This is a genomic window from Pseudoduganella lurida (assembly GCF_007830455.1).
Taxonomy (GTDB): Bacteria; Pseudomonadota; Gammaproteobacteria; order Burkholderiales; family Burkholderiaceae_D; genus Rugamonas; species Rugamonas lurida.
This window is the reverse complement of sequence record NZ_VLLB01000001.1, coordinates 1-22969: the sequence shown is the minus strand read 5'-3', so window position 1 is coordinate 22969 and position 22969 is coordinate 1. Positions and strand designations below refer to the sequence as shown.

The 22969-nt window shown below is 68.4% G+C and carries 19 protein-coding genes and 1 pseudogene; 9 read left to right on the top strand and 11 right to left on the bottom strand.

Annotated elements, in window-relative coordinates; genetic code table 11:
- Positions 1–207: 207 nt before the first annotated feature.
- Genes IP91_RS00100 through kbl form a run of 3 tightly spaced genes read right to left on the bottom strand, consistent with a single transcriptional unit; the run spans position 208 to position 3869 of the window.
- Positions 208–1587 carry an L-serine ammonia-lyase gene (locus tag IP91_RS00100; RefSeq protein ID WP_145646561.1) on the bottom strand — a complete coding sequence of 460 codons (1380 nt, stop codon included), beginning with the start codon at positions 1585–1587 and terminating at the stop codon, positions 208–210.
- Between the two features lie 37 nt (positions 1588–1624).
- Complete coding sequence (locus IP91_RS00095; RefSeq protein WP_145646559.1) at positions 1625–2587, bottom strand: NAD-dependent epimerase/dehydratase family protein; 963 nt, start codon at positions 2585–2587, stop codon at positions 1625–1627.
- A 31-nt stretch (positions 2588–2618) separates the two neighbouring features.
- Positions 2619–3869 carry a glycine C-acetyltransferase gene (kbl, locus tag IP91_RS00090; RefSeq protein ID WP_229473693.1) on the bottom strand — a complete coding sequence of 417 codons (1251 nt, stop codon included), beginning with the start codon at positions 3867–3869 and terminating at the stop codon, positions 2619–2621.
- 202 nt (positions 3870–4071) lie between these two features.
- Here kbl and IP91_RS00085 point away from each other — a divergent pair, with 202 nt between their 5' ends.
- Both IP91_RS00085 and IP91_RS00080 read left to right on the top strand, forming a co-directional pair.
- Positions 4072–4647 carry a helix-turn-helix domain-containing protein gene (locus IP91_RS00085; RefSeq protein WP_199754458.1) on the top strand — a complete coding sequence of 192 codons (576 nt, stop codon included), beginning with the start codon at positions 4072–4074 and terminating at the stop codon, positions 4645–4647.
- Between the two features lie 78 nt (positions 4648–4725).
- On the top strand, positions 4726–5298 hold the full coding sequence (locus IP91_RS00080) for a hypothetical protein (protein ID WP_145646557.1): 573 nt from the start codon (positions 4726–4728) through the stop codon (positions 5296–5298).
- Positions 5299–5370: 72 nt separating this feature from the next.
- Here the strand turns inward: IP91_RS00080 and IP91_RS00075 are convergent, their stop codons facing one another.
- From IP91_RS00075 to IP91_RS00045, 7 genes are all read right to left on the bottom strand, one after another.
- Positions 5371–5625 carry a hypothetical protein gene (locus tag IP91_RS00075; protein WP_145646555.1) on the bottom strand — a complete coding sequence of 85 codons (255 nt, stop codon included), beginning with the start codon at positions 5623–5625 and terminating at the stop codon, positions 5371–5373.
- The gene (locus IP91_RS00070; protein WP_145646553.1) at positions 5622–6419 is read right to left on the bottom strand and encodes a DNA/RNA non-specific endonuclease; all 798 of its coding nucleotides are present in this window, start codon (positions 6417–6419) and stop codon (positions 5622–5624) included. The genes IP91_RS00075 and IP91_RS00070 overlap by 4 nt, the downstream gene beginning before the upstream one ends.
- Before the next feature lie 102 nt (positions 6420–6521).
- Complete coding sequence (locus tag IP91_RS00065; RefSeq protein WP_145646551.1) at positions 6522–6866, bottom strand: hypothetical protein; 345 nt, start codon at positions 6864–6866, stop codon at positions 6522–6524.
- An 80-nt stretch (positions 6867–6946) separates the two neighbouring features.
- The gene (locus tag IP91_RS00060; protein WP_145647953.1) at positions 6947–7930 is read right to left on the bottom strand and encodes a response regulator; all 984 of its coding nucleotides are present in this window, start codon (positions 7928–7930) and stop codon (positions 6947–6949) included.
- Between the two features lie 95 nt (positions 7931–8025).
- On the bottom strand, positions 8026–9216 hold the full coding sequence (locus IP91_RS00055; protein ID WP_229473691.1) for a hybrid sensor histidine kinase/response regulator: 1191 nt from the start codon (positions 9214–9216) through the stop codon (positions 8026–8028).
- Entirely contained in the window at positions 9216–10556 is a 1341-nt protein-coding gene (locus IP91_RS00050; RefSeq protein ID WP_145647951.1) for a sensor histidine kinase, read from the bottom strand. Before IP91_RS00050 ends, IP91_RS00055 begins: the two co-directional genes overlap by 1 nt.
- Positions 10556–11947, bottom strand: a complete 1392-nt coding sequence (locus IP91_RS00045) for a class I SAM-dependent methyltransferase (protein ID WP_145646549.1) — start codon at positions 11945–11947, stop codon at positions 10556–10558. The genes IP91_RS00050 and IP91_RS00045 overlap by 1 nt, the downstream gene beginning before the upstream one ends.
- Positions 11948–12251: 304 nt before the next feature.
- Between IP91_RS00045 and IP91_RS00040 the strand changes: the two genes are divergently transcribed.
- Positions 12252–13343, top strand: coding sequence for a flavodoxin family protein (locus IP91_RS00040; RefSeq protein ID WP_145647950.1), 1092 nt, complete (start codon positions 12252–12254; stop codon positions 13341–13343).
- A 113-nt stretch (positions 13344–13456) separates the two neighbouring features.
- On the opposite strand, the gene IP91_RS00035 is transcribed toward IP91_RS00040, so the two are convergent.
- Positions 13457–14683: a glycosyltransferase gene (locus IP91_RS00035; RefSeq protein ID WP_145646547.1), complete on the bottom strand. Its 1227-nt coding sequence runs from the start codon at positions 14681–14683 to the stop codon at positions 13457–13459.
- Between the two features lie 296 nt (positions 14684–14979).
- Between IP91_RS00035 and IP91_RS00030 the strand changes: the two genes are divergently transcribed.
- The 6 genes and pseudogenes from IP91_RS00030 to IP91_RS00005 all read left to right on the top strand — a co-directional run.
- Entirely contained in the window at positions 14980–16416 is a 1437-nt protein-coding gene (locus IP91_RS00030) for an iron-containing redox enzyme family protein (protein WP_145646545.1), read from the top strand.
- Between the two features lie 138 nt (positions 16417–16554).
- The gene (locus tag IP91_RS00025; RefSeq protein WP_229473685.1) at positions 16555–17565 is read left to right on the top strand and encodes a methyltransferase; all 1011 of its coding nucleotides are present in this window, start codon (positions 16555–16557) and stop codon (positions 17563–17565) included.
- A gap of 16 nt (positions 17566–17581) precedes the next feature.
- Positions 17582–18502, top strand: a complete 921-nt coding sequence (locus IP91_RS00020; RefSeq protein WP_145646543.1) for an isoaspartyl peptidase/L-asparaginase — start codon at positions 17582–17584, stop codon at positions 18500–18502.
- Positions 18499–19437 carry a cyanophycinase gene (locus IP91_RS00015; RefSeq protein WP_145646541.1) on the top strand — a complete coding sequence of 313 codons (939 nt, stop codon included), beginning with the start codon at positions 18499–18501 and terminating at the stop codon, positions 19435–19437. Before IP91_RS00020 ends, IP91_RS00015 begins: the two co-directional genes overlap by 4 nt.
- Positions 19434–22112 carry a cyanophycin synthetase gene (gene cphA, locus IP91_RS00010; protein WP_145646539.1) on the top strand — a complete coding sequence of 893 codons (2679 nt, stop codon included), beginning with the start codon at positions 19434–19436 and terminating at the stop codon, positions 22110–22112. The genes IP91_RS00015 and cphA overlap by 4 nt, the downstream gene beginning before the upstream one ends.
- Before the next feature lie 503 nt (positions 22113–22615).
- A pseudogene (locus IP91_RS00005) lies at positions 22616–22969 on the top strand (hypothetical protein); the annotation flags it as partial.

Genomic DNA, 22969 nt, shown 5'->3' with positions numbered 1-22969 from the left:
ATCCGGTTGAGCGCAAAAGAGGGAGGTCTATTATAGTGCGCCCCGGATTTCTTTGCGAAATACGCAATGTCCCCGCTGCCGAGCTCGTGTCCACCCGGGGGTCAGACCCCGACATGGACACGAACTCAGCTTTAAGATCAGGCTGTGACATTGATGTGCTCGTGTCCGTGTCGGGGTCAGACCCCAAGGTGGACACGGGCTCGGCTGTTAGCAGGCGGCGTGGTTCACGGTGACGACGTGGATGGCCAGCCCGCCCAGCGAGGTTTCCTTGTACTTGGCCTGCATGTCGGCGCCCGTCTGGCGCATCGTTTCGATCACGTCGTCGAGGCTGACGAAATGGGTGCCGTCGCCCTTCAGCGCCAGCGAAGCGGCCGTGATGGCCTTCACGGCGCCCATGCCGTTGCGCTCGATGCAGGGAATCTGCACCAGGCCGCCGATCGGGTCGCAGGTCATGCCCAGGTGGTGCTCGATGCCGATCTCCGCCGCGTTCTCGATCTGCAGGTTGGTCCCGCCCAGCGCGGCAACCAGGCCGGCGGCAGCCATCGCGCAGGCCACGCCCACCTCGCCCTGGCAGCCGATCTCCGCGCCGGAGATCGACGCGTTGCGCTTGCAGAGCATGCCGATCGCGGCGGCCGTGAGCAGGAAGACGCGCACGCCCGTCACCGGATCGACCGGCTTGCAGTCTTCCGCGTAGTACTTCAGCACGGCCGGGATGATGCCGGCCGCACCGTTGGTGGGCGCCGTGACGACTCGCCCGCCCGCCGCGTTTTCCTCGTTGACGGCCATCGCATACAGCGACACGCCATTGAGCGCATCGTGCGGCAGCGCGTTGGCGCGGTCGGCACCCTGCGCCTGCTTCCACAGGTTGGCGGCGCGGCGCTTCACGTTCAGGCCGCCGGGCAGCTGGCCGGCCGTCTCCAGGCCATGCGCGATACAGCCATGCATCACGCGCCAGATGCGGTCCAGGCCCGCGTCCAGCTCCTCTTCGGTCATGCGGGCCAGTTCGTTCGCCCGCAGCATGCGGGGAATCGTCAGGCCCGAGCGCAAACCGTGGCGCAGCAGATCGGCCATCGTGTCGAAGGGATACGGCACCGGGGCCACGCCCGGTTCGGCCACGGCGGCATGCTCGCCCTCGGCGCGAATGAAGCCGCCGCCGATGGAGTAATACACCTTGCTCGTTTCGGTGCCGTTCGCGCGGCGCAGCGTGAACCGCATGCCGTTCGGATGTTCCGGCAGGTTTTCGGTCTTATGGAACAGCAGGTTCAGCGCGCGCGTAAACGGCACGGGCTGTATGCCGAGAAGGCGCAGTTCGCCGCGCGCCTCGGCCTCGGCCAGCAGCGCATCCACGCCGGGCGGATCGACTTCCTGCGGGGTTTCGCCCATCAGGCCGAGAATCACGGCCTTGTCGGTGGCGTGGCCGACACCGGTCAGCGCCAGCGAGCCATACAGCTCGGCCGTCACGGCCACCACGTCGTCCAGCGGCGCGCAGTCCAGCAGGAAGCGGCGCGCCGCCACCATCGGTCCCACCGTGTGGGAACTCGACGGGCCGATACCGATCTTGAACAGATCGAAAACGCTCATGTCCATCCGTGTCTCTTTCTGATTGTTGGAAGGATGAACCGCGTCAGGCGGCCTGGCCGAGCTTCACGTCGACATTGGCGAGCATGTCGCGCACCATCTCGTCGATGCCGACGCGGGCCTGCCAGTCCCAGTCGGCACGCGCGGCGGCGTCGTCCAGGCTGTGCGGCCACGTGTCGGCGATCGCCTGGCGGCTGTCCGGCCGGTAGTCGATGGCGAAGCGCGGCACCTGGGCACGGATCGCGGCGGCCAGCTGTTCCGGGTTGAACGACACACCCGCCACGTTGTATGAAGAGCGCACCTTCACCTGCTCGGCCGGCGCTTCCATCAGCTCGATGGTGGCGCGGATCGCGTCGGGCATGTAGATCATCGGCAGCGTCGTCTGCGGGCCCAGGAAGCATTCATAACGCTCGCCGCGCAGGGCCGCATGGAAGATCGCGATCGCGTAATCCGTGGTGCCGCCGCCCGGTGGCGATTTATAGCTGATGATGCCCGGGTAGCGGATGCTGCGCACGTCCACGCCGTATTTCAGGTGGTAGTACTCGCACAGGCGCTCGCCGGCGAGCTTGCTGATGCCGTAGATCGACGTCGGATCCATCACCGTCATCTGCGGCGTGGCGTCCTGCGGCGTGTTGGGGCCGAAGGCGGCAATGGACGATGGCCAGAACACCTTCAGGGGTTTGCCGGCCTCGCCCCGTTCGCGGGCGATCTCCAGCACGTTCAGCAGGCCGTCCATGTTCAGCTTCCAGGCCCGCAGCGGCGCCTGTTCGCCCGTGGCCGACAGCATCGCCGCCAGCAGGTAGACCTGCGTGATGTCCTGCGACGTGATCAGCTGCGCCAGCGCTTCCTCGTCCAGCACGTTCAGCACCTGGTACTGCTCGGCGTTGTAGAGATTGGTGGTCGAGATATCCGTGGCGAAGACATTGTGGGGGCCGTGGCGGTGCGACAGCGCCTCCACCAGCTCGCTGCCGATCTGGCCGTTGGCGCCGATGACGAGAATACGTTCCATGAAGCTGCTTCCTGTTCTTGTACTGTGATGCTTATTGAATGATGCCCAGTTCCTTGCCCGCCTGCTCGAAGGCGGCCAGCACCGTGTCCAGCTGCGCCCGGGTGTGGGCGGCGGACAGCTGCACGCGCACGCGCGCCTGCCCCATCGGCACCACCGGATAGAAGAAGCCGGACAGCAGCACGCCCAGCTCGTACATGCGCGCCGCGAATTTCTGCGCCACCGGCGCCTCGAACAGCATCACCGGCACCACCGGGTGCGTGCCCGGCTTGATGGTGAAGCCGATCTCCTCGATCCGCTGGCGGAAGTAGGCCGTGTTCTCGTGCAGGCGGTCGCGCAGTTCCGTCGATGCCGACAGGCGCTCCAGGACCGCCAGCGAGGCGCCGGCAATCGATGGCGCCAGCGTGTTGGAGAACAGGTAGGGACGCGATTTCTGGCGCAGCGTGTCGATCACTTCCTTGCGGCCGGACGTGAAGCCGCCCATCGCGCCGCCCAGCGCCTTGCCCAGCGTGCCCGTAATGATGTCGATGCGGCCGAGAACATTGTGGTGCTCGTGCGTGCCCCGGCCCGTCCTGCCCATGAAGCCGGAAGCGTGGCACTCGTCGATCATCACCAGCGCGCCATACTGTTCGGCTAGCGCCACGATGCGGTCCAGCTGGGCGATCGTGCCGTCCATCGAGAACACGCCATCGGTCACGATGATCTTGTGGCGCTTGCCGGCCGCGGCCTGCAGCTGCTTTTCCAGGTCGGCCATGTCGTTGTGCGCGTAGCGGAAGCGCGCCGCCTTGCACAGCCGGATGCCGTCGATGATCGAAGCGTGGTTCAGCGCGTCGGAGATGATCGCGTCGTTGTCGTCGAACAGGGGCTCGAACACGCCGCCGTTGGCATCGAAGGCGGCCGCGTACAGGATGGTGTCTTCCGTGCCCAGGAACTCGGAGATGGCCTTCTCGAGCCGCTTGTGCACCGTCTGCGTACCGCAGATGAAGCGTACCGAGGACAGCCCGTAGCCATACTGCTCGGTCGCCTCGATCGAGGCCTGCGCCACCCACTCCTCGCCCGACAGGCCCAGGTAGTTGTTGGCGCACATATTGATGAGCGTACGGCCATCGTCGCCCGTCACCTCGGCGCCCTGGCGCGAGGCCAGCACGCGTTCCGGCTTGAAAAGGCCGTCGCCCCGCAGCTGGTCGAGACCCTGGCGCAGCTGGCCGTAAAACGCTTCACCGCGGGGCGCTGCAACGCCCGCATCCTGGCTCGCAACCTTGCTCGTACCCTGGCTGTCATCCATGCTCGACTCCACGCTCATCTCGATTCCTTCGCTGTCGGACCGGCGGCGCCTTGACCGCCCCAGGCCCATGTTGTACCGTGCATCGCGGAGAACAGGGTATCGAAAATCGTTCCGATTCCAGTATTTTCTCCTGCATCCATTATTTTGAACCCGAGTTCAATATAATGGATGTTACCGAAGCCCATTGAACTTTGCAACCTCCATGCTGAAACCGCCGATCGCCAATGCCCCGCCCGAGGTGGGCGCCGCCCTGCAACGCCTCCGTCTCGCCCGTGGCCTGACGCTGGAGGACCTGTCGCGCATCGCCGGCGTCTCGAAATCGATGCTGTCGCAGATCGAGCGGGAAAAGGCCAATCCCACGATCGCCATCACCTGGCGGCTCGCCAACGCGCTTGGCGTGCCGATCGGCGACCTGCTGGCCGACGAGCAGCGCGCCGTCGAGACGATCCGCGTGGTCGATGCCCACGAAACGCCCACCCTGCCGGGCACCCACGCCGGCTATGTGCTGCGCATCCTCGGACCGATGGAGCTGGCCGGCCGCTACGAATGGTATGAACTGACGCTGGCGCCGGGCGGCGAGCTGCTGTCGCAGGCCCACGATCCCGGCACGACCGAGCACATGACGGTGATCCACGGGACGATGGAGCTGGAAGTGGGCGCGCAGCGCAAGAAGATCAAGCTCGGTGGCACGGCCCGCTATCCGGCGGACCAGCAGCACGCCATCCGCAACCCCGGCAAGACGGAAGCACGGGCGCTGCTGGTCGTCATTCACCGCTGACACGGGACGCCTTTCTCCCGTGCTCGGCCATTTCGGCGGCGCGGCCTACAATGGGTTTTTCGTCACCGGCCGTGCTTCATGAATATCGCCTGTCTCGCCTGGGGTTCGCTGCTGTGGAAACCGGGCCCGCTGAAACTGGCCTCCGGATGGCATCCGGACGGTCCCCATCTCCCCCTCGAATTTGCCCGCGACAGCGACGACAGCGCCGAACTGGCGATCGTGCTGTGCGAGGGCGTGCCGGCCGTGCCGACCTACTGGGCGTACCTGGACGCGCCGGACCTGGACGCCGCGCGCGCCATGCTCCAGGCGCGCGAGAAGGTCCGGGAGGACCGCCCCGAATGGATCGGCAGCATTCCGGCCGTCGGTGGCGCTGACGAATCGCCGGCGATTGCCGCCTGGATGAAGGCCCGCCGCATCGATGCCGTCGTGTGGACGGCGGTGCCGCCGAAATTCGCCGGCGTCGAGGGTCGCATGCCGACCCAGGAGGAAGCGGTCGCGTTCCTGGACGGACTGACGGGAACCACGCGCGAGGAAGCGGCGTTCTACCTGCGCCGCACCCCCGCGCACATCGACACCCGCTACCGCCGCGCCGTGGAAGCGCGGCTGGGCTGGCGGCCGCTGCGCGAGGCGCACGTCACGGCCATGTGCTGAAAGATGGACTGAAAAAGGAGCCGAGAAAGCAGCCGAAAGCCGAACGGCCGGCAGGCGCCTGCCCGGCCAGGCTCAGTCGAACGGATTGGCCGCCTTGGCCACCTTCGGGGCCGGCAGCTTCGCCGGCAGATCCTTCTGCGCTTCCAGCTTCGCGATCGCGGCACCCAGCAGCTGGTACAGCGCGCGCGCCTGGTCCAGGCCGGCCTGGTCCAGCGTCAGGTCCGTGTCGCCGTCGATGGTGATGCGGTCCAGGCGGTTCTCGATCTGCAGGCCGCCGATGCGCAGCACGTCCGCCTCGTTGGCGTAGGGGGTGAATGGTTTGCTCATGATTGTCCTTTGCGCTTCCTGCCCTTGGTCGAAGGCAGCTTCAGCATCGCCCCCTTCTCCCGTTCCGTCAGCGACGGTACCAGATTGATGCCGATCGTGCGTTCCAGTTGGGCGATCGTCATGGTGCTCGGCTGTGCATCCGGCAGGTTCGCCACGTACCACGCGCCGCCGGCACGCTGGCGCGGGCTGTAGACCACCTTGTACAGGTGGCTCGGCACCAGCACCTTGCCCACCTTGCGCAGTTCGCTGCCGATGAAGGCGGGACCGGTGATCACGTACAGCGCGCCGTCCTTCTTCGCCATCTTGCGCACCGCGCCCTCGATCGTCGCCCACACATGGCGGTTGATGTCCGCCTCCTGCGGCACCATGTTCGCCAGCGTGAAGCTCTGGTACTGGCTGGCGCGGTCCGGCATGTCGCCGTTCGGCGCCATGTGGCCGCGGTCGAAGCCGCTGCGGGCGTAGTCGGCCAGTTCGGCGCGCTGCGCCGCCGGCAGCGCCTTCTCGGCATGGAAGGCATCTTCCCGCGACAGGTCTTCGGCGGACCGGATGTTCTTCGCGGTCAGGTGCTCGGCGGACCAGAGCGGCGTGCGCGTGACGCCGCTATGCATCACGCCGAACACGTCGAAGCACAGCGCCTTCGTGGAACGCGCCATCTTTTCGTTGAGGATCTGCGGCGGCTGGCCGTCCAGGTAGTGCTGCGGGCAGGAAGACGATGGTGCGAGCGGTGTGGCGGTGGCGGCACCGGCCAGCAGCAGCGCAGCCAGCGCGGTGAAACGGATCAGGGAGGGGAACATCGACAGCGGGTGCTTGAAGTGGGCGAGCGGGCATTCTAGCCGAGCGGCCTGCTTAAAGACAGGCCGTCATGCCGGAGCGGGCATGACGGCGCCGGATCGCCTTCAGTGCAACCGGTCCAGCGCTTCCAGCACGCCCTTGCGGTTCTTGTGCTTCGTCTCGTAGGTACGCACCTTCTTGCGCTGGGCCGCCGTCAGGTCGGCCAGCGCACTGCGCACCTGCGGCACCGTCAGGTGCTCGTAATTCTCGATCGGCACGCTACGGTCCGGCGAAGCGCCGGCCTTGTCCTTTGCCTTCGCCGCCTTCGTCTCGCCGAACTGCTTGCGCTGCTTGTTGACGATGCGCGCCGCCACCTCTTCCTCGCGGCCCTTGTAGCGGCCTTCCTTCTCGAACGACTTTTCCAGCTTCTCGTATTCCTTTTCCCGTTTCGGGCTGGCGCCTCTTGGCATGATGTTCTCCTCGATGGTGGATGAACCCATGTTAGCCAAGCGGCCATGCCGCCGGCGCACGGCTGGGCGCAGGCGCCCCCTCAGAACTGCTCGATCCAGCCGGCCAGCTGCGACACCGTCGGTGCCGATTCGGCCGGCACGAGCTTCAGGTGCACGCCGTCCGGACCGCCCGTCATCTGCAGCGTGTGGCCATGCCGGCCCAGCCAGAGCAGCGTCGCCAGCCAGAACGCATGCTGGGGCGAGACGTCGCTGGCGGTGGGCGTTTCCAGGAATTCCGTCAGCCGCGAGGTGTGGACGATCGTGCCGCCGCCGTCGGTGCGGTCGAAGCCGTCCGTGAACGTGGCGGCCAGCCAGTCGAATACGCTCGCCGGGGCGCCGCCACGTTCGGCCAGCACGGCCAGCTGGTCGCGCACGGCGCTGCCGAAGGCGGCGCTGCGGAAGGCTTCGGAGCTGATCAGGTCCGAATAATCCATCATCAGCCAGTCCGGCTCCGGCGGCGTCAGGCCGGCGCACAAGGCCGCCGACAGATACGCCTCCACCGGCACCGCGCCGGCCGGTCCCGCCACGCCGGCGCACAGCGCATACAGCGTGCCGATGCGGTTGGCCACCGCCTGCTTCTGCCGGATCAGCAGCTTCTCGCGCAGCAGCTGGGCATGTTCGCGGCGCAGCTTGGCCAGGTCCACCGCCTGCTTCATTTCCATGCGCAGGGCCGAGATGTCCCACGGCTTCTGGATGTAGCGGTGGATCTGGCCCTGGTTGACGGCTTCCACCGTGTGCTGGATCTCGGAATACGCGGTGGTGAGGATGCGCACGATGTGCGGATAGCGGTCCCACGCGTAGAACAGCAGTTCGTTGCCATACGCGCCGGGCATGCGCTGGTCCGAAACGAGGACGGCGATCGTGTCCGCATGCTGGTCCAGCATGCGCTTGCCTTCCTCCACGGATTCGGCGGTCAGGACATTGGCCTGGCTGCCCAGCGCGCGCTGGAAATACTTCAGGGCCGTCGGTTCGTCGTCGACATACAGGATGGCCGGCAGCGCCCTGGTACCTTCGCCCATGCTCATTGCACTGCCCGTGCTGCTGTTCGTACCACTGGCTGTGCCATTGTTCATGCCGCCGTTCATGCCACCACTCAGGCCACTACCTATGCTGGTTCCGCTCATGCTGGTTCCTTTACTGGATCTGGAAAATTCATCGTCACGGTCGTGCCGCGGCCCAACTGCGACTGCACCCGCAGCCCGCCGCCGACCGACTGCATCACGCGGTTGCAGAAGATCAGGCCCCAGCCATGCTCCGCGCCGCCGTGCATCGGCACCGGGTCGAGCAGCAGCCGGTGCAGGATGTGGGGCGGGATGCCGGCGCCGTTGTCCTCGACGGCGATCGCCGGCCGCGCGCCCGTGCCGACGGTGATGCGCAGCCGCGCGGCCGGCTGTTCCTGCAGCGCGCGCAGCGCATTGTCGACCAGCGAAGAGAGCACCAGCGCCACGCAGTTCGGCGCTGCAGCGATGGGGAAATCGTGCTCGGGAACGATCTCGATGGCGGCACGCTGCGTTGCCGACATCGGGTAGGAGGCCAGCAATGCCGTCACCATGCGGTGCGCCCCGCCATCCGCCACCCGCGCCGCCGGCACCAGCGACGCGCGCTGCACCGAGGCGACGAAGGCATCGAGCACCGACAGGCAGTAGCGCGCATTGTCGTTCATGTGCGCCACCGCATTGCCGAGCTGCGCCTGCAGCGGCAGGCTGCCGTCGTCATCCGCCGCGCGCCCGCTTTTGCTCCCGCCTTCACTCCCGCCTGCACTGCCGCTGCCGCTCACGCCGCGCGCCAGCGCCAGCGCGAAACCGGCGATGGTGGCCAGCGGCGTGTTCAGTTCGTGGGCCAGGAACGCCACCGTTTCCTCGATCGCCAGCAGGCCGTGGCGGCGCGCGGCCCGTTCGCGGGCGCGGCGCTCCGCTTCGCCGCTGGCCTGGCGCAGTACCTCGCGCAGCGCCTCCTGCCGCACCGGCTTCTCCAGCACGCGGAACACGTCGCCGCCGTTCACGGTCTCCATCAGCACGTCCTTGTCCGCATAGGCTGTGACCAGGATGCGCACCAGGCCCGGGCGGGTCTGCTCCACCTCGCGCAGCAGCTCGCCGCCGGCACGGCCCGGCATGCGGTAGTCCGTCACCAGCACGTCGACCTCGTGCTCGCCCAGCAGCGCCAGCCCGGCATCGACGCCGGGCGCCGTCAGCACGCGGTATTCGTTGCTGAAGGCACGCGAGAAATACTTGCGCGCCAGGTCCTCGTCGTCCACGTACAGCACCGTCGGCATGCCGGCCCCTGGCGCGGCGCCCGTCGTCCATTGCTCCATCACTGTCCTCCGCCTGCCACGGGCAGGTCGAACGTAAACCGGGTCCATTCCCCCGGCACGCTTTCGGCCGTGAGCTGGCCGCCGTGCCGCTGGATGACGCTGTAGCAGATCGCCAGGCCCAGCCCGAGGCCCTGGCCCACCTCGCGGGTGGTGAAGAACGGCTCGAACACCCGCGACAGGTGTTCCGGCGCGATGCCGGGGCCGTTGTCATGCACCCAGATGCGCAGCCGGCCGTCCTGCTGGTGCGCGCCGACCTCGATTTCCGGCCCGGCGCGCCCGCCCTTGCGCAGGGCCAGCGCGGCATTGCCGAGCAGGTTGATCAGCACGCCGATGATGGCCGCCTCGTCGCCGCGCACCAGGGTCTCGCCCTGCAGGTCGCGGCGGATCGGGATGCCCTTCGTTTCATGGCCCACCAGCCGCACGGCCGCGTTCAGGGCCCGCTCGAACAGGAAGGCCGTGTCCTGCATGGCCTCGTTCCGGTAGGCGAAGGTCTTCAGGTCCGAGACGATGTACTGCACGCGCTGCATGCCCTGCTTGGCATCGTCCAGGCATTCCAGCAGCATCGGGCTGGCCTTCGCGGCCGGTTCTTCCAGCGCCACGTCGATCGCCATCATGCAGAAGTTGACGGGGTTGTTCACCTCGTGCAGCAGGCCGGCGGACAGGGTGCCCAGCGCGGCCATCTTTTCCTGTTGCAGCATCTGTCCCTTGATCTCGGCGAGGCTGCTGTTGGTGCGTTCCAGCTCGCCGTTCTTGCGCGCCAGTTCGTCCTTCAGTTCGAACAGCTGGCGCCGTCCCCGCTCATTGTAATAGGTGTACACGGTGCTGGCCGCCACGGCAAACAGGATGATCGTCGAGTGAAACAGGAACTGGCCGTGGTCGATCACGCCGCCCGGCCGTGTCACGCACGCCAGCCAGTACAGCAGCAGAGTGAGCATGCCGAAACCCAGCGTGTACATGAAGCCCACCGGGAACAGCGTGCCCACCGCAAACGTGGTCAGGATGATGCCGGCGTAGAACAGCGACGATTCGCCCTGCGTCACGTGGATCATCCAGGCGATCATCACCTGCGGGAACGTCAGCCACACGAAGGTGATGGCATGCACGTGGCGGCGGCCGAACCGCGTGTACAGCAGGGCCAGGCCCAGCAGCACGGCGGCGCTCGTGATCACGCGCGCCAGCGCGAACCGGTCCATCAGCTGCGGGTAGACGGCGTAATCCAGCACGATCCCCAGCAGCACCAGCACGATCACCGTCACCGCGCAGGCGCGGCTCTGCATCAGGTGGAAGCCCGACAGCTCCCTGGCGTAGCTGCCCCGCACCGGCGTGGCGGCCGCCTCCATCACGACGCGACCGAGGTTTCGGCAAACACGTTCACGCCCGTCGAATCCGTGTAGATGTGCGTGTCGCCGCGGCGGGCCGGCAGGATCGCCTCCATCCTGCCCTCGTCGCGGTAGATCAGGTACCACTCGAGGATGTGCTCCATGCTGAAGCGCTCCGGATTGGCGCTGTGCACATTGGTCACCAGCAGCCGGCCGCCGGGACGGATGCGCGAGACGAAGTAGTTGTTCAGGCGCGCGCACACCTTGTCGGACAGGTAGTCGAACAGGCCGGCACAGTAGACGGCGTCGAATTCGCCCTGGCCGGCACCTTCCGTGTCGCGGCGCTTGAGCAGCTGGTGCACCGAGTCGTGCACGAATTCGATCGACGTGCGCTTGCCGCTGGCCGCAGCCACGCCGGCCAGGCGCTCGCGCGTCCAGTCCAGCGTTTCGGCGGAAAAGTCCATCAGCTGGAACGACAGCAGCTCCGGCTGGTCGAACGTTTCGATGAAGCGGGCGATCTCCTCGGCCGGTCCGCAGCCCACGTTCAGCACGCGGAACGGCCGGCCGGCAGCCCGCGCGGCCTGCGCCAGGCCGGTGAGGTACTGCACCAGGATATCGATGCGGTGGCGGTGCGCGGTGGCGACGGCCGTCTGCAGGAAGGCCGTGTTCACCACCTGGAAATAGGTGCTGGGGCCTTCGCGCGGATTGCCGAGGATCTGGTTGACCATCTGGTAGTCGCCGGCATAACCGAGCGGCTTGGTGTAGGTGCGGAACACGAACGGCGCGCGCAGGATCAGAGGATGGAGGGCCGCCTGCACGAAGGCGCGGTGGGCCGGCGCGAGCTCCTCCTCCACCTCCGCCGCCTCGCCGTTGAAGCGGTCGAAGCACGCCTTCATCTTTTCCATCAGCGGCAGCGCCAGTTCGAAGAAGTATTCCGTCGGCAGCCGCGCCGGGACGGCGGAACCGCCCTCCGTCAGGTCCATCTGTTCCAGCCAGCGCGACGCATCGGCCAGGAAGGCGCGCGTTTCGTTGACCACGATCTGGTAATCGCGGCGGATGCGGAAGCGGTCGCCCCAGTCCTCGACGAAGGCACGCGCCTTGTGGCCGATGATGCCCGGCACCAGCGCCACCTCGGTCAGCTCGCGCCATTCGTCCGTCAGGCTGACCGATACCATCGCCGTCAGGCCCGTGTTGACCATGCTGATCACCACCGCCTTGCCGACATACGCGTTGCGCGCCCCCATGCGCACCGTCAGCTCGCTCAGCACCTCGCTGACCTGGACAATCGACCACGGGTTGTACACTTCCATCACGAGCGAACGGCGCTGCAGGTTGACGATCGTGGCGCGTACCGACTCGCCCTGGGTATTGAAGAAGCTGACGACGGGATCGATGTGTGTTGGGGAGTACACGGGGGTCTTTTGCTTGCAATATTAATGCCGAGTGTACATGGATGCCGGGCACCCTGCAACGAACCGCTGCTGCCGTTGCAAGGGCTCCCGTGCCATTTGCACAAAGGGTCTGGTCGCCTTAGCAAGCATCGCGGTGGCGCGCCGGCAGCTCGCACGACGCAAGTGGCGGCCGCACGGCACGCAGGGCCTTGTCCGTACTGCGTACGCCAGCGAACGGAGCGGGCCGGGCGCCCATGTCACAGTCCCGGCAGCACAGGAGAGTCCCATGACGCAAGCAAGTGAAGCAAACCCGAACCAGACCGACATGAAGCCCGACCATCACGCAGTTCCCCCGGCCCGCAAGGGCCAGGCGCCGGAAAAACTGGCGCGCATCGAATTCCATAAAAAATTCACCGCCTCGTTCTACGATCCCCGCTTCGACCCGCTGCGCGGCGAGATCGCGAAACTGGAGGACGTGGCCTGGCAAAACTACCAGGACAGCCGCAAGGCGCCCGTCACCGTCAAGGCCGGTCCAGGCTTCGCCGATCCGGACTACGACATGTCGACCGAATGGATGGCCGCGCGCGACACGCTGCTGGCCGCCGAACGCACCCAGAAGGATCCGGCCACGCCGTCGCGCGTGCTGCTGATCGTGGGTTCGTCGCGCAACGACGGCACCTGCCCCGGCGAGATGTCGAAATCGTTCCGCCTGGCCGAATGGGCGCGCACCGCGTTCGAGACGGAAGGCATGCAGGTCGACCTGCTGGACCTGTCGCTCGTCACCTCCACCTACGACCATCACATCCATCCCTGCAAAGGTTGCGTGTCGACCGCCATGCCGCTGTGCCACTGGCCGTGCAGCTGCTACCCGAACCACAGCCTGAACCAGGTGAACGACTGGATGAACGACATCTATGAACGCTGGGTGCTGGCGCACGGCGTGCTGATCATCGCGCCCACGTACTGGTACCAGTCGCCGTCGCCATTGAAGCTGATGATCGACCGCCTGGTGTGCGCGGACGGCGGCAATCCCGATCCGTCCAGCACGCACGGCAAGGAAGCGGAAGAAGCGAAGGCCATCGAACTCGATGGCTGGGACTATCCGAAGCACCTGGCCGGCCGCGCGTATGGCGTGATCTCGCACGGCGACGTGGCCGGCATCGAAAGCCAGCGCCGCAACCTGTCCGACTGGCTGGAGTGGATGGGGCTGATCGGCGCCGGCCACCAGGCCATGCTGGACCGCTACATCGGCTACTTCGAGTCGTACGCGGAGAGCCACGAAACGCTGGACCACGACACGCCGATGCAGGAAGAAGCCCGCATCGCCGCGCGCGCCGTGTCCGAGGCGGTGCGCCAGATCCGTGCCGGCACGCTCAAGGCACCGGATGCGAAACTGCGCCCGGCACGGCCGAAGTAAAGGCGGGCGGACTTAGTAATGGCAGATGCAGTAAAGGGTGACTGCAGTAGGGGTGACTGCAGTGCCAGTGACTGCAGTAAGGGGCGACGGCAGTAAGGGGTGGCGCAGTCAGGCTAGCGCCGCACCAGCCGCCGCTCCAGCGCATCGGCCACGCGCTCGGTGCGCTGCAATCCCGTGCGGTCGCCGCGCCGGTGTGCGAACGCGGCCGCGGCGTGCCGGTAACGGCCATCGTCCAGCAGGCTGCGCACGCTGGCGCGCCAGTCTTCCACCTTCCCCACGCCGCCCGGTGCGTGGGGCGCCGCGCGCGCACCGTTGATGCCGCCGCCCCAGCTTTCCACCCGCCGCGCCAGCAGGAACTGCTCGAGCTGCATCGGCAGCATCAGCACGGGCACGCCGGCCAGCAGCGCCTGCACCAGCGTCGCTTCGCCGGCGTGGCACACGCACAGCGCGGCGCCGGGCAGCACGGCATCGAGCGCCAGCGGCCGCTGCGAGTAGGCGATGCGCGGCGACAGCACTGGCGCGGCGCGCCCGGCCGCCACTTCCGGCAGGTAGCACAGCACGCGGCAGCCTTCGTCCGCCAGCGCCTGCAGCACCGCTGCATGGCTGCCATGGTCGTGCTTCAGATAGGCGAACACCCGGGGACCGTCGCCCGGCGGCCATGCGGGTGCAGCACCGCCCAGCGGCATGCACACCGGGCCGTGCCAGACGGCTTCGGGGGCAGCACGGCCGTAGTGATCGAATTCCGGCCAGGTGCAGAGCACTGGTACATCGCCCAGCAGCAGGCGCGCTGCATTGGGCAGTTCCGGGGCGCCGTGCAGTTCCAGCACGGCGTTCGCCACGTTCAGCACATGCGCCTCGGCCCGCGCCAGGCGCTGTGGCGCCACGTCCTCCCAGTCGCGCAAATTGGGCAGCGGCCCTTCCGGCGGCGGGATGCAGAAACCCACGCCCACGCTGCTGGCGGGGAGCCCGAGCGTGCGGGCCGCCAGCAGGGCCGTGGGCGCATAGTCACCCACCACCAGGTCCGGCGCGAAGCCCTGCAGCAGGCCGCGCCAGCCCTCCACCAGTCCGGCCAGGCCGGCCGCTTCCAGGTAACCGGCCGGCAGCAGGATCTCGGCCAGGCTGGCCTGGTTCGCCGGCATGCCTTCCGTGCGGTGCAGCCAGACGGGTGCCTGCAGGCGGGGCACGGGCAGGTCCGCCAGCACGCGCTGCGTGAAGCCGAGGTCGCGCAGCGCCAGCGTGACGCGGTGCCCGCGCGCCAGCAGCACGCGCGCCAGCATCTTCAGCCGGCCGGCGTGCCCCAGGCCGCCGCCCAGTTCCCACGAGAGCAGGATATGTGCCATCGCAGCCTCAACGGCCGGTCCCGGCCAGCCGGGCGACACGACAATCCAGCCAGAAGCAGCGCTGCAGCAAATCCGTCGACGACGCCATGCCAGCCTCCCGTAGTGACCGATGACCGATTATAGATGCGCGCGCGAGCACTATAAATGCCTTTTGTGTAATCCCTCTCTTACAAGGCCACGGCATGCGGACTGCTACTCAGCACGGCAGGGCCCGGCCATACTTGCAACCTAGATAACAATGCCGTGCCGCTCGGCCCGGTGCACACGAGCTACCCGACAGGAATGACGAGACCAGAATGACGACGACCGCCCTCGCCCACACCCCCGATTTCGCCATCGACTGCGATGACGATCACGCCGTCTACCAGTCCCTGTACACGTCCGGCGATTCGACCCTGGCTGCCAGCTACCTGGAACGCCGCCTGGAAGAAGCGGCAACGCTGCCGAGCGACCTGCCCGCCACGCTGGACGAGATGGCCGCCTGGATCGACCGTCACACGGATGCCGTGGGCGTCGAATACCGCGAATACCTGGCGGCCCGCAAGAACGGCGCGCCGCGTCGCTATTTCCGTACCCGTTCGCAGGCGCTGTACTTCCTGAAGGCCGTCGCGCCGACCAAGCTGGTCGATGGCGCCTGGCTGTACGGCGTACTGGCGCGCTGGAACGATCCGGATGCGCAGCACCTGATCCGCATCTACCTGGAAGAGCTGGGCAACGGCGTGCCGGACAAGAACCACGTGGTGATCTACCAGAAGCTGCTGGAGCAGCACGGCTGCGAGAACTGGCACAACCTGCCGGGCGAATACTTCGTCTCCGGTGCCATCCAGCTCGCGCTGGCGGCCAGTGCCGACAATTTCCTGCCCGAGGTGATCGGCTACAACCTGGGCTACGAACAGCTGCCGCTGCACCTGCTCATCACGTCCTACGAACTGAACGAACTGGGCATCGACCCCTACTACTTCACGCTGCACGTCACCGTGGACAATGCCGACACGGGCCACGCCCGCACGGCGCTGGAAGCGGTGCGCCGCATGCTGCCACGGGTGGGCGACGAGGCAGCGTTCCTGAAGCGGGTGGCTGCCGGCTTCCGCATGAACGACCTCGGTGTCGGCACCGTCGAGGCGATCGAATCGTTCGACCTGGAGCGCGAAACGGTGGCGATGCTGGCTGCCAAGGCGGCCGTGGGCAAGAACATGCACTCGGATTACTGCCGGGTGGGCGGACGCACCATCAACGACTGGCTGGCCGAACCGGCGCAGATCCCCCAGTTCCTGGAAAAGATGGAGCAGCAGGGCTGGATCCGCCGCGGCGAACCGGCCGAGAACAGCCGCTTCTGGAAGCTGATCCACGGCGAGCGCGCCGAGATGTTCGGCGTGTTCAGCCCCTACGAACAGCAGCTGATGTCGGACTGGATCGCCACGCCGCGCGAAGGCGGCGAGCCGGACCTGCCCCGCGTGCCGAGCTACCGCGCACTGCGCCGCAGCATGGACACGCTGGAAGGCACCGCCGCCCGCACCACCGCGCCGCGCGGCGTGATCCGCCACCGCTTCCCGGCCGACGAGCATGCGTGGGAGAGCATCGGCTGCGAGCTGCGCCTGCTGGAAGCCCAGCTGGCCGCCACGTCCAGCAAGGACGAAGCGATGGCGCTGCTGATCGGGCTGATGTCGCCGGCGCAGCACCACACGTCGGCCGGCCTGATGGCCACCCGCGTCTTCACGCGCCTGTACCAGTGAGGGGCGCGCGGTGCGCCACCGCGCGTACCGTGCTGCCGCTCATCCGTCGTTTCCGTCCGCTTTGCCGTACCCGCCGTACCACCACGCAAGGCGCCGTCCGGTGCCCTGCCTGACCACCATCCAGGAGACGAGGCTCACATGATGACCTTCACCGCCAGCGCCGCCCCCCTGGCCGCGTCCTGCATTCCAGTGGCCGCCCCACTGATGCCGGATGCGGCCGCACTGCAGGAACTGGGGCACGCGCTGCGCGCCGCCGGTTACCGCTTCACCACCGTCACGCCTGCCACCCACAGCCGCGTCAAGGCCAAGGTCGATCATGTGTGGGCGCATGATCTGCACGACGTGTTCGGCTGGAGCCGGCCGTTCCGCGCCCACGCGCTGCCGGCCGGCCTGCTGGAACTGATGCACCGCGCCGGCATCGCCCAGCCGCACCGCGACGGCTGGCGTTCGACACTGCGCGCCGCCACGCTGGAAGGCGACCTGTACTTCCATTCGGCCTACCCCACCAGCGACACGGATGCCGTGTTCTTCGGTCCCGACACCTACCGCTTCGCCCGCGCCCTGCGCGCCGAGCTGGCACTGATGGCGGCCGCCGGCCGGCCCGTGCTGCGCGCGGCGGACGTGGGCGCCGGTGCCGGCCCGGGTGCGCTGACCATCGCGCGCCGCCATCCGGATGCGGAAGTGCTGGCGCTGGACATCAACGAGCGGGCCATGCACCTGTGCCGCGCGAACGCCTCGCTGGCCGGCGTGACGAACCTGACGGCGCGCTACAGCAACCTGCTGCAGGATGCGCCGGGCGACTTCGACCTGATCGTCTCGAACCCGCCCTACCTGCTCGACAAGGGCGAGCGCGCCTACCGCCACGGCGGCGGCGAACTGGGTGCCGGCCTGTCGCTCGACCTGGTGAAACAGGCGCTGACCCGCCTGGCGCCGGGCGGCACGCTGCTGCTGTACACGGGCGTGGTCATGGTCCGCAACGACGACCCTTTCCTGCGCCGCATCGAACCCCTGCTGGCGCAGGCCGGGATGGCCTGGCAGTACGAGGAAATCGATCCCGACGTGTTCGGCGAAGAACTCGACACGCCGGCCTATGCCGAAGCGGACCGCATCGCCGCCGTCTGGCTCAAGGCCAGCAGGCCCCTGCACTGACTCCCACTATTGCCTCATGACGCAAACGACGAATGACGCCCGGCACACGGTTGCCGCGGTAGTGACCCATGGCGGCGCCGGCGGCAGCCGCGACCAGGACGACGGCTGCCAGCTGGCGGCCCGTGCCGGCCTCGATCGCCTGCATGGCGGCGGCTCGGCGCTCGATGGCGCCGTGGCCGCCTGCGTGGCACTGGAAGACGATGGCCGCTACAACGCCGGCAGCGGCGCCGTGCTGTGCCTGGACGGCAAATCCGTGGAGCTCGACGCCTCCATCATGGATTCGCAGGGCGCTCTGGGCGCGGTGGCCTGCATCCAGCGTGTCAAGAATCCCGTGCTGGTGGCGCAAGCCGTGAGCCGCTCGCCGCACTGGCTGCTGGCCGGCGCCGGCGCCGAAGCCTTTGCCCGCACGGTGGGATTCGAACACCATCTCCAGATCAGCGAACGCCAGATGGCCAAGCATGTCAAGCTGATGGCGGCCCTGGGCGCGCGCGAACCGGTCACGCCCGGCGTGGCCAACCGCGCTTTCCACGACTACTGGAATTACGACACAGCACCGGCATTCTCGCCGTGCGACACGGTGGGCGCCGTGGCGCGCGATGCGCAGGGCAACTTCGCCGTGGCCTGCTCCACCGGCGGCTCGGCACCCTCGCTGCTGGGCCGGGTGGGCGACACGCCCATCATCGGCAGCGGCTTCTATGCCGGCAGCGCCGGTGCGATCGCCGTCACGGGCATCGGCGAGCACATCGTGCGCAAGCTGCTGGCCTATACCGTCCACGGCTGGATCGAGGGCGGCATGGGCGTCGGCGAGGCCGTCGAACGGGGCGTGGCGCTGTTCCCGCAGGAGATCGACGTGGGCATCATCGCCATCACGCACCAGGCTACCGGCATGCACAGCAACCGCGAGATGCCTTGCGCGCAGACGGGAGCCCCGGCATGAGCGAACCGGACAACCAGGCCTTCGACCAGGGCCAGCACGGCCATCTCGTGATCGTCGGCGGCCACGAGGACCGCGAGAGCAGCAAGGAGATCCTGTCGCGCTTCGTGCAGCTGGCCGGCGGCGAAGCTGCCGTCATTGCCGTCATCACGGCCGCGAGCCGCGTGCCGGACACGATGTGGGAGCGCTATGACACGGTGTTCCGCGAGCTGGGTGCGCGTGACATCGTGCACGTCGCCCTGCCGGACCGCGCCACCGCCAACGATGCCGAACAGGCCGCGCGCGTGCGCGGCTGCTCCGGCATCTGGATGACGGGCGGCGACCAGAAGCGCCTGCTGGCCATGATCGGCGGCACGCTGCTCGACGAGGCGATGCATGGCGCGCTGAAGGAATCCGGTGCCTGCATCGGCGGCACGAGTGCCGGCGCCTCCGCCATGTGCGGCCACATGCTGGCCGACGGCAAGGCCGACCTGCTGCCCGAGAAAGGCTCCGTCAGTCTCGGCGCCGGCCTCGGGTTCGTGCAGCGCGTCGTCATCGACCAGCATTTCTCGGAACGCCACCGCCTGGCGCGGCTGCTATCCATCGTGGCCCAGAACCCCTACCTGCTCGGCATCGGCATCGACGAGGACACGGCGCTGGTCGTCGAGCGGGGCGTCGGCATCGAAGTGATCGGCGCCGGCAGCGTGACGGTGGTCGATGGCCGTCACGTCGTCTCGAACGTGGCCGATATCGCTGCGGGCGGCACGCCGCAGATGATCGACGTGCGGCTGCACCTGCTGCCGAGCGGCAGCAGCTTTGCACTGCCCGAGGAAGCCGGCCAGCAGAACCAGCTGCAGCGCGCGACCGGGGCCGGCGACATGGCAACCGCCGCCCCGCCGGCCCCGCCCGCCCTCGCCGACTTCGTGCGCATCGTCACCAAGAGGAATCCCCGTTCATGAACATCCTGGACCAACGCGTGCTGCGCGGCCCGAACCTGTATGCCTCGCGGCCCTGCCTGCTCACGGTGCTGGACCTGGGCGAGCTGCACGGCGTCGCCTCGACCGATGTGCCGGGCTTTACGGATGCGCTGCTGGCGCTCATGCCCAGCCTGATGGCGCACCGCTGCTCGCCCGGCCATGCCGGCGGCTTCGTCGAGCGCCTGCGCGATGGCACCTACATGGGCCACATCATCGAGCACGTGACGCTGGAGCTGCAGTGCCTGGCCGGTACCAAGGCCGGCTTCGGCCGCACCCGCCGCGTGCGCGGCAAGCCGGGCGTATTCCGCATCGTCTGCGCCTACCGGGTGGAAGCGGTGGTGCTGGAAGCGTTCGACCTGGCCATGGCCCTGGTGGGCGCCCTGGCCCGCGGCGAGGCGTTCGACCTGGAAGCGCCGCTCGCGGCGCTGCGGCGCACCGAGGAACGCCATGCCGTCGGCACCAGCACGGCGGCCGTGCTGAATGGTGCGCGCCGCCGCGGCGTGCCCTATTTCCGGGTGGGCGAAACGGGCAATCTGTACCAGCTGGGCTGGGGCAGCAAGCAGAAGAAGCTGCAGGCCACGCTCACGGGCGATGCGAGCAATATCGCCTGCCGCATCGCCAGCGACAAGCAGCTGACCAAGACGATGCTGAAGGAAGCCGGCGTTCCCGTGCCGGGCGGCAGCCTGGTGACGACCGTCGAGGAAGCCCAGCGCGCCGCGCGCCGCCTGCGCGGTGTCGCCACCGTCAAGCCGCTCGATGCCAACCAGGGCAAGGGCGTCACCACGCAGTGCCATACGCCGGAAGAAGTGGCGATCGCCTTCGAAGCGGCCCGCAAGCATGCACGCAGCGTGATCGTCGAGCGTTTCATCGAGGGCCAGGATTACCGCGTGCTCGTCACCGGCAACAAGGTGGCCGCGGCCTCGCTGCGCCGTCCGCCCTGCGTCACCGCCGATGGCCACCGCACCGTGCGCGAACTGGTGGCGCTGGAAAACCAGAATCCGGCGCGCGGCAAGGGCCACACGAACATCCTCACGCAGATCCCGCTGGACGACCATGCCCTGCAGGCGCTGGCGAAACAGGGCTATGACCTGGACAGCGTGCCGCCGGTCGGCGTGCCGGTGCGCCTGCGCGGCAACGCGAACCTGTCCACCGGCGGCACCGCCGAAGACGTGACGGACCTGCTGCCGGAAGAGACGCGCGCGATCTGCGTGCGCGCGGCGCAGAAGATCGGCCTGGACGTGGCCGGCATCGACCTGATGTGCCGCGACATCGCCCAGCCGCTGGCGGACCAGGGCGGCGCGATCATCGAGGTCAATGCCGCGCCCGGCATCCGCATGCACCAGTATCCCGCCGCCGGCAGGCCGCGCGATGCGGGCGGCGCGATCGTCGAAGCCATGTACGGCAGGGACAATGGCCGCATTCCCGTCATCGCCATCACCGGCACCAACGGCAAGACCACCACCACCCTGATGGCGGCGCATGCGATCCGGCTGGCCGGCCGGCGCACCGGCGTGACGACTACCGAAGGCATCTATATCGATGGCCGCCGCATCCAGAAGGGCGACTGCAGCGGCTACTGGTCGGCGCGCACCGTGCTGACCGATCCGACCGTCGATTTCGCCGTGCTGGAAACGGCGCGCGGCGGCATCCTCAAGCGCGGCCTGGCGTTCGACCGCTGCGACGTGAGCGTGGTGCTGAACGTGGCCGCGGACCACCTGGGCCTCGATGGCGTGGAGACGGTGGAAGACCTGGCGCGCGTGAAAGCCGTGGTGGCCGCATCCGCCGCGCGCTGTACGGTGCTCAATGCCGAGGACCGTCATTGCGTGCGCATCGCCGGGAAATTGCGAGACCGTATCGAGGTGCTGTTCTTCTCGCTCGATCCGGACAACCCGGTGCTGCTCAAGCACCTGGCCGCGGGCGGCCGCGGCGCCTACCTGCAGGACGGCGAACTGGTCATCGCCAACGGCGCGCGGCACCAGGCGCTGCTGCGGGCGGCCGACATGCCGTCGACCCTGGGCGGCCATGCCCGCTACAACATCGCCAACGGCCTGGCCACGGCACTGGCGCTGCTTGCTTCCGGTTTCACGCCCGAGCAGATCGCGGCCGGACTGGCCGGCTTCGTGTCGGACGGGCTGAACAACCCGCTGCGCAGCAATGTGTTCGACATCCACGGCGTGACGGTGGTCGTCGACTATGCGCACAACCCGGCCGCCTACACCGCCCTGTCCTGCATGGCGCGCGGGCTGGTGAGCAGCGTGGCGGGCGGGCGCACGGTGGGCGTGATCACCTCACCGGGCGACCGACGCGACCAGGACATGGCAGCCGTGGGCGACGCCTGCGCGCGGGGCTTCGACGAAGTCGTCATCTATGAATCGCAGACCCGCGGGCGCGCCGCCGGCGAGACGGTGCAGCTGATGATGACCGGCGCGCTGGCCACCGGCCGCAGCCAGGACCTGGTGCACGGCCGTCTGAACGGCCGCGAAGCGCTGCGCCATGGCCTGTCGCTGTGCCGGCCCGGCGACGTGCTGGTGTTTGCCTGCGGCTCCTCGCTCAATGAAGTGGTGGAGGCGCTGCGCGAGAGTGATCCCGTGAGCGCCAGCCGGATCGCCGCGCAGGTGGCGCCGGTGGCGCGGTCCGTGGAAAGCGTGGCCGACTGACAGGTGCGCGTTGTCGGGCAGCGCAACGGCGCATCTGCGAATTGCGAATTGCGAATTGCGAATTGCGAACTGCGAACTGCGATGGTGACGGGGATTTTGCACAGGCCACAGCGATGGGGGCCGGTCCATGGCGACTGGCGACTGGCGACTGGGGGCCTGGGTCGACTGGGGGGCACGGTTGGGGCCTGGTCGGGCTGGGTCTGTGGCCGGCGGTCGGCGCCGGGTTACGGTAGTGGGGCGCAGGCAGTGGGCGAGCAGGATGAAAAGCGCCTCGCTGACGCCGCGTGATTCGTGCTGACCTGGTGGGGACGATGCGGTCGAGGCCGAAGATGACTGCATCGCGCTGCAACTGCATGGAGCGGCAAGCCGGCGACAAGGCGTGCGGCGGATGGCGTAAGACGGATTGCGTGCGACGGATCGCGCGTGACGGAGGGCGTGCGACGGGCGGCGGACGGGCGGCAGGCGGCAGCCGGCAGGCGTAGGTGGCGTGTGACTTGTAACGTGTGGCGTGTGGCGAGCTGCTTGTAAGGGCCGGCTGGCGGGATGGCGGGCAGTGGACAGAGTCGAACGGCGGCAGCGGCAGCAGCGGCAGCGGCGGTAGCGGCGGTAGCGGCGGTAGCGGCGGTAGCGGCGGTAGCGGCGGCAGCGGCGGCAGCGGCGGCAGCGGCGGCAGCGGCAGCGGCAGCGGCAGCGGCGGCAGCGGCAGCGGCAGCGGCAGCGGCAGCGGCGGCAGCGGCAGCGGCAGCGGCAGCGGCGGCAGCGGCAGCGGCAGCGGCAGCGGCAGCGGCGGCAGCGGCAGCGGCAGCGGCGGTAGCGGCGGTAGCGGCGGCAGCGGCAGCGGCGGCAGCGGCAGCGGC

Excerpts from the sequence above, each read along its gene's own strand:
- IP91_RS00100 (WP_145646561.1), bottom strand. The coding sequence starts at position 1,587 with ATGGACATGAGCGTTTTCGATCTGTTCAAGATCGGTATCGGCCCGTCG.
- IP91_RS00095 (WP_145646559.1), bottom strand. The coding sequence starts at position 2,587 with ATGGAACGTATTCTCGTCATCGGCGCCAACGGCCAGATCGGCAGCGAG.
- kbl (WP_229473693.1), bottom strand. The coding sequence starts at position 3,869 with ATGGATGACAGCCAGGGTACGAGCAAGGTTGCGAGCCAGGATGCGGGC.
- IP91_RS00085 (WP_199754458.1), top strand. The coding sequence starts at position 4,072 with ATGCTGAAACCGCCGATCGCCAATGCCCCGCCCGAGGTGGGCGCCGCC.
- IP91_RS00080 (WP_145646557.1), top strand. The coding sequence starts at position 4,726 with ATGAATATCGCCTGTCTCGCCTGGGGTTCGCTGCTGTGGAAACCGGGC.
- IP91_RS00075 (WP_145646555.1), bottom strand. The coding sequence starts at position 5,625 with ATGAGCAAACCATTCACCCCCTACGCCAACGAGGCGGACGTGCTGCGC.
- IP91_RS00070 (WP_145646553.1), bottom strand. The coding sequence starts at position 6,419 with ATGTTCCCCTCCCTGATCCGTTTCACCGCGCTGGCTGCGCTGCTGCTG.
- IP91_RS00065 (WP_145646551.1), bottom strand. The coding sequence starts at position 6,866 with ATGCCAAGAGGCGCCAGCCCGAAACGGGAAAAGGAATACGAGAAGCTG.
- IP91_RS00060 (WP_145647953.1), bottom strand. The coding sequence starts at position 7,930 with ATGAGCATGGGCGAAGGTACCAGGGCGCTGCCGGCCATCCTGTATGTC.
- IP91_RS00055 (WP_229473691.1), bottom strand. The coding sequence starts at position 9,216 with ATGGAGCAATGGACGACGGGCGCCGCGCCAGGGGCCGGCATGCCGACG.
- IP91_RS00050 (WP_145647951.1), bottom strand. The coding sequence starts at position 10,556 with ATGGAGGCGGCCGCCACGCCGGTGCGGGGCAGCTACGCCAGGGAGCTG.
- IP91_RS00040 (WP_145647950.1), top strand. The coding sequence starts at position 12,252 with ATGAAGCCCGACCATCACGCAGTTCCCCCGGCCCGCAAGGGCCAGGCG.
- IP91_RS00035 (WP_145646547.1), bottom strand. The coding sequence starts at position 14,683 with ATGGCACATATCCTGCTCTCGTGGGAACTGGGCGGCGGCCTGGGGCAC.
- IP91_RS00030 (WP_145646545.1), top strand. The coding sequence starts at position 14,980 with ATGACGACGACCGCCCTCGCCCACACCCCCGATTTCGCCATCGACTGC.
- IP91_RS00025 (WP_229473685.1), top strand. The coding sequence starts at position 16,555 with ATGATGACCTTCACCGCCAGCGCCGCCCCCCTGGCCGCGTCCTGCATT.
- IP91_RS00020 (WP_145646543.1), top strand. The coding sequence starts at position 17,582 with ATGACGCAAACGACGAATGACGCCCGGCACACGGTTGCCGCGGTAGTG.
- IP91_RS00015 (WP_145646541.1), top strand. The coding sequence starts at position 18,499 with ATGAGCGAACCGGACAACCAGGCCTTCGACCAGGGCCAGCACGGCCAT.
- cphA (WP_145646539.1), top strand. The coding sequence starts at position 19,434 with ATGAACATCCTGGACCAACGCGTGCTGCGCGGCCCGAACCTGTATGCC.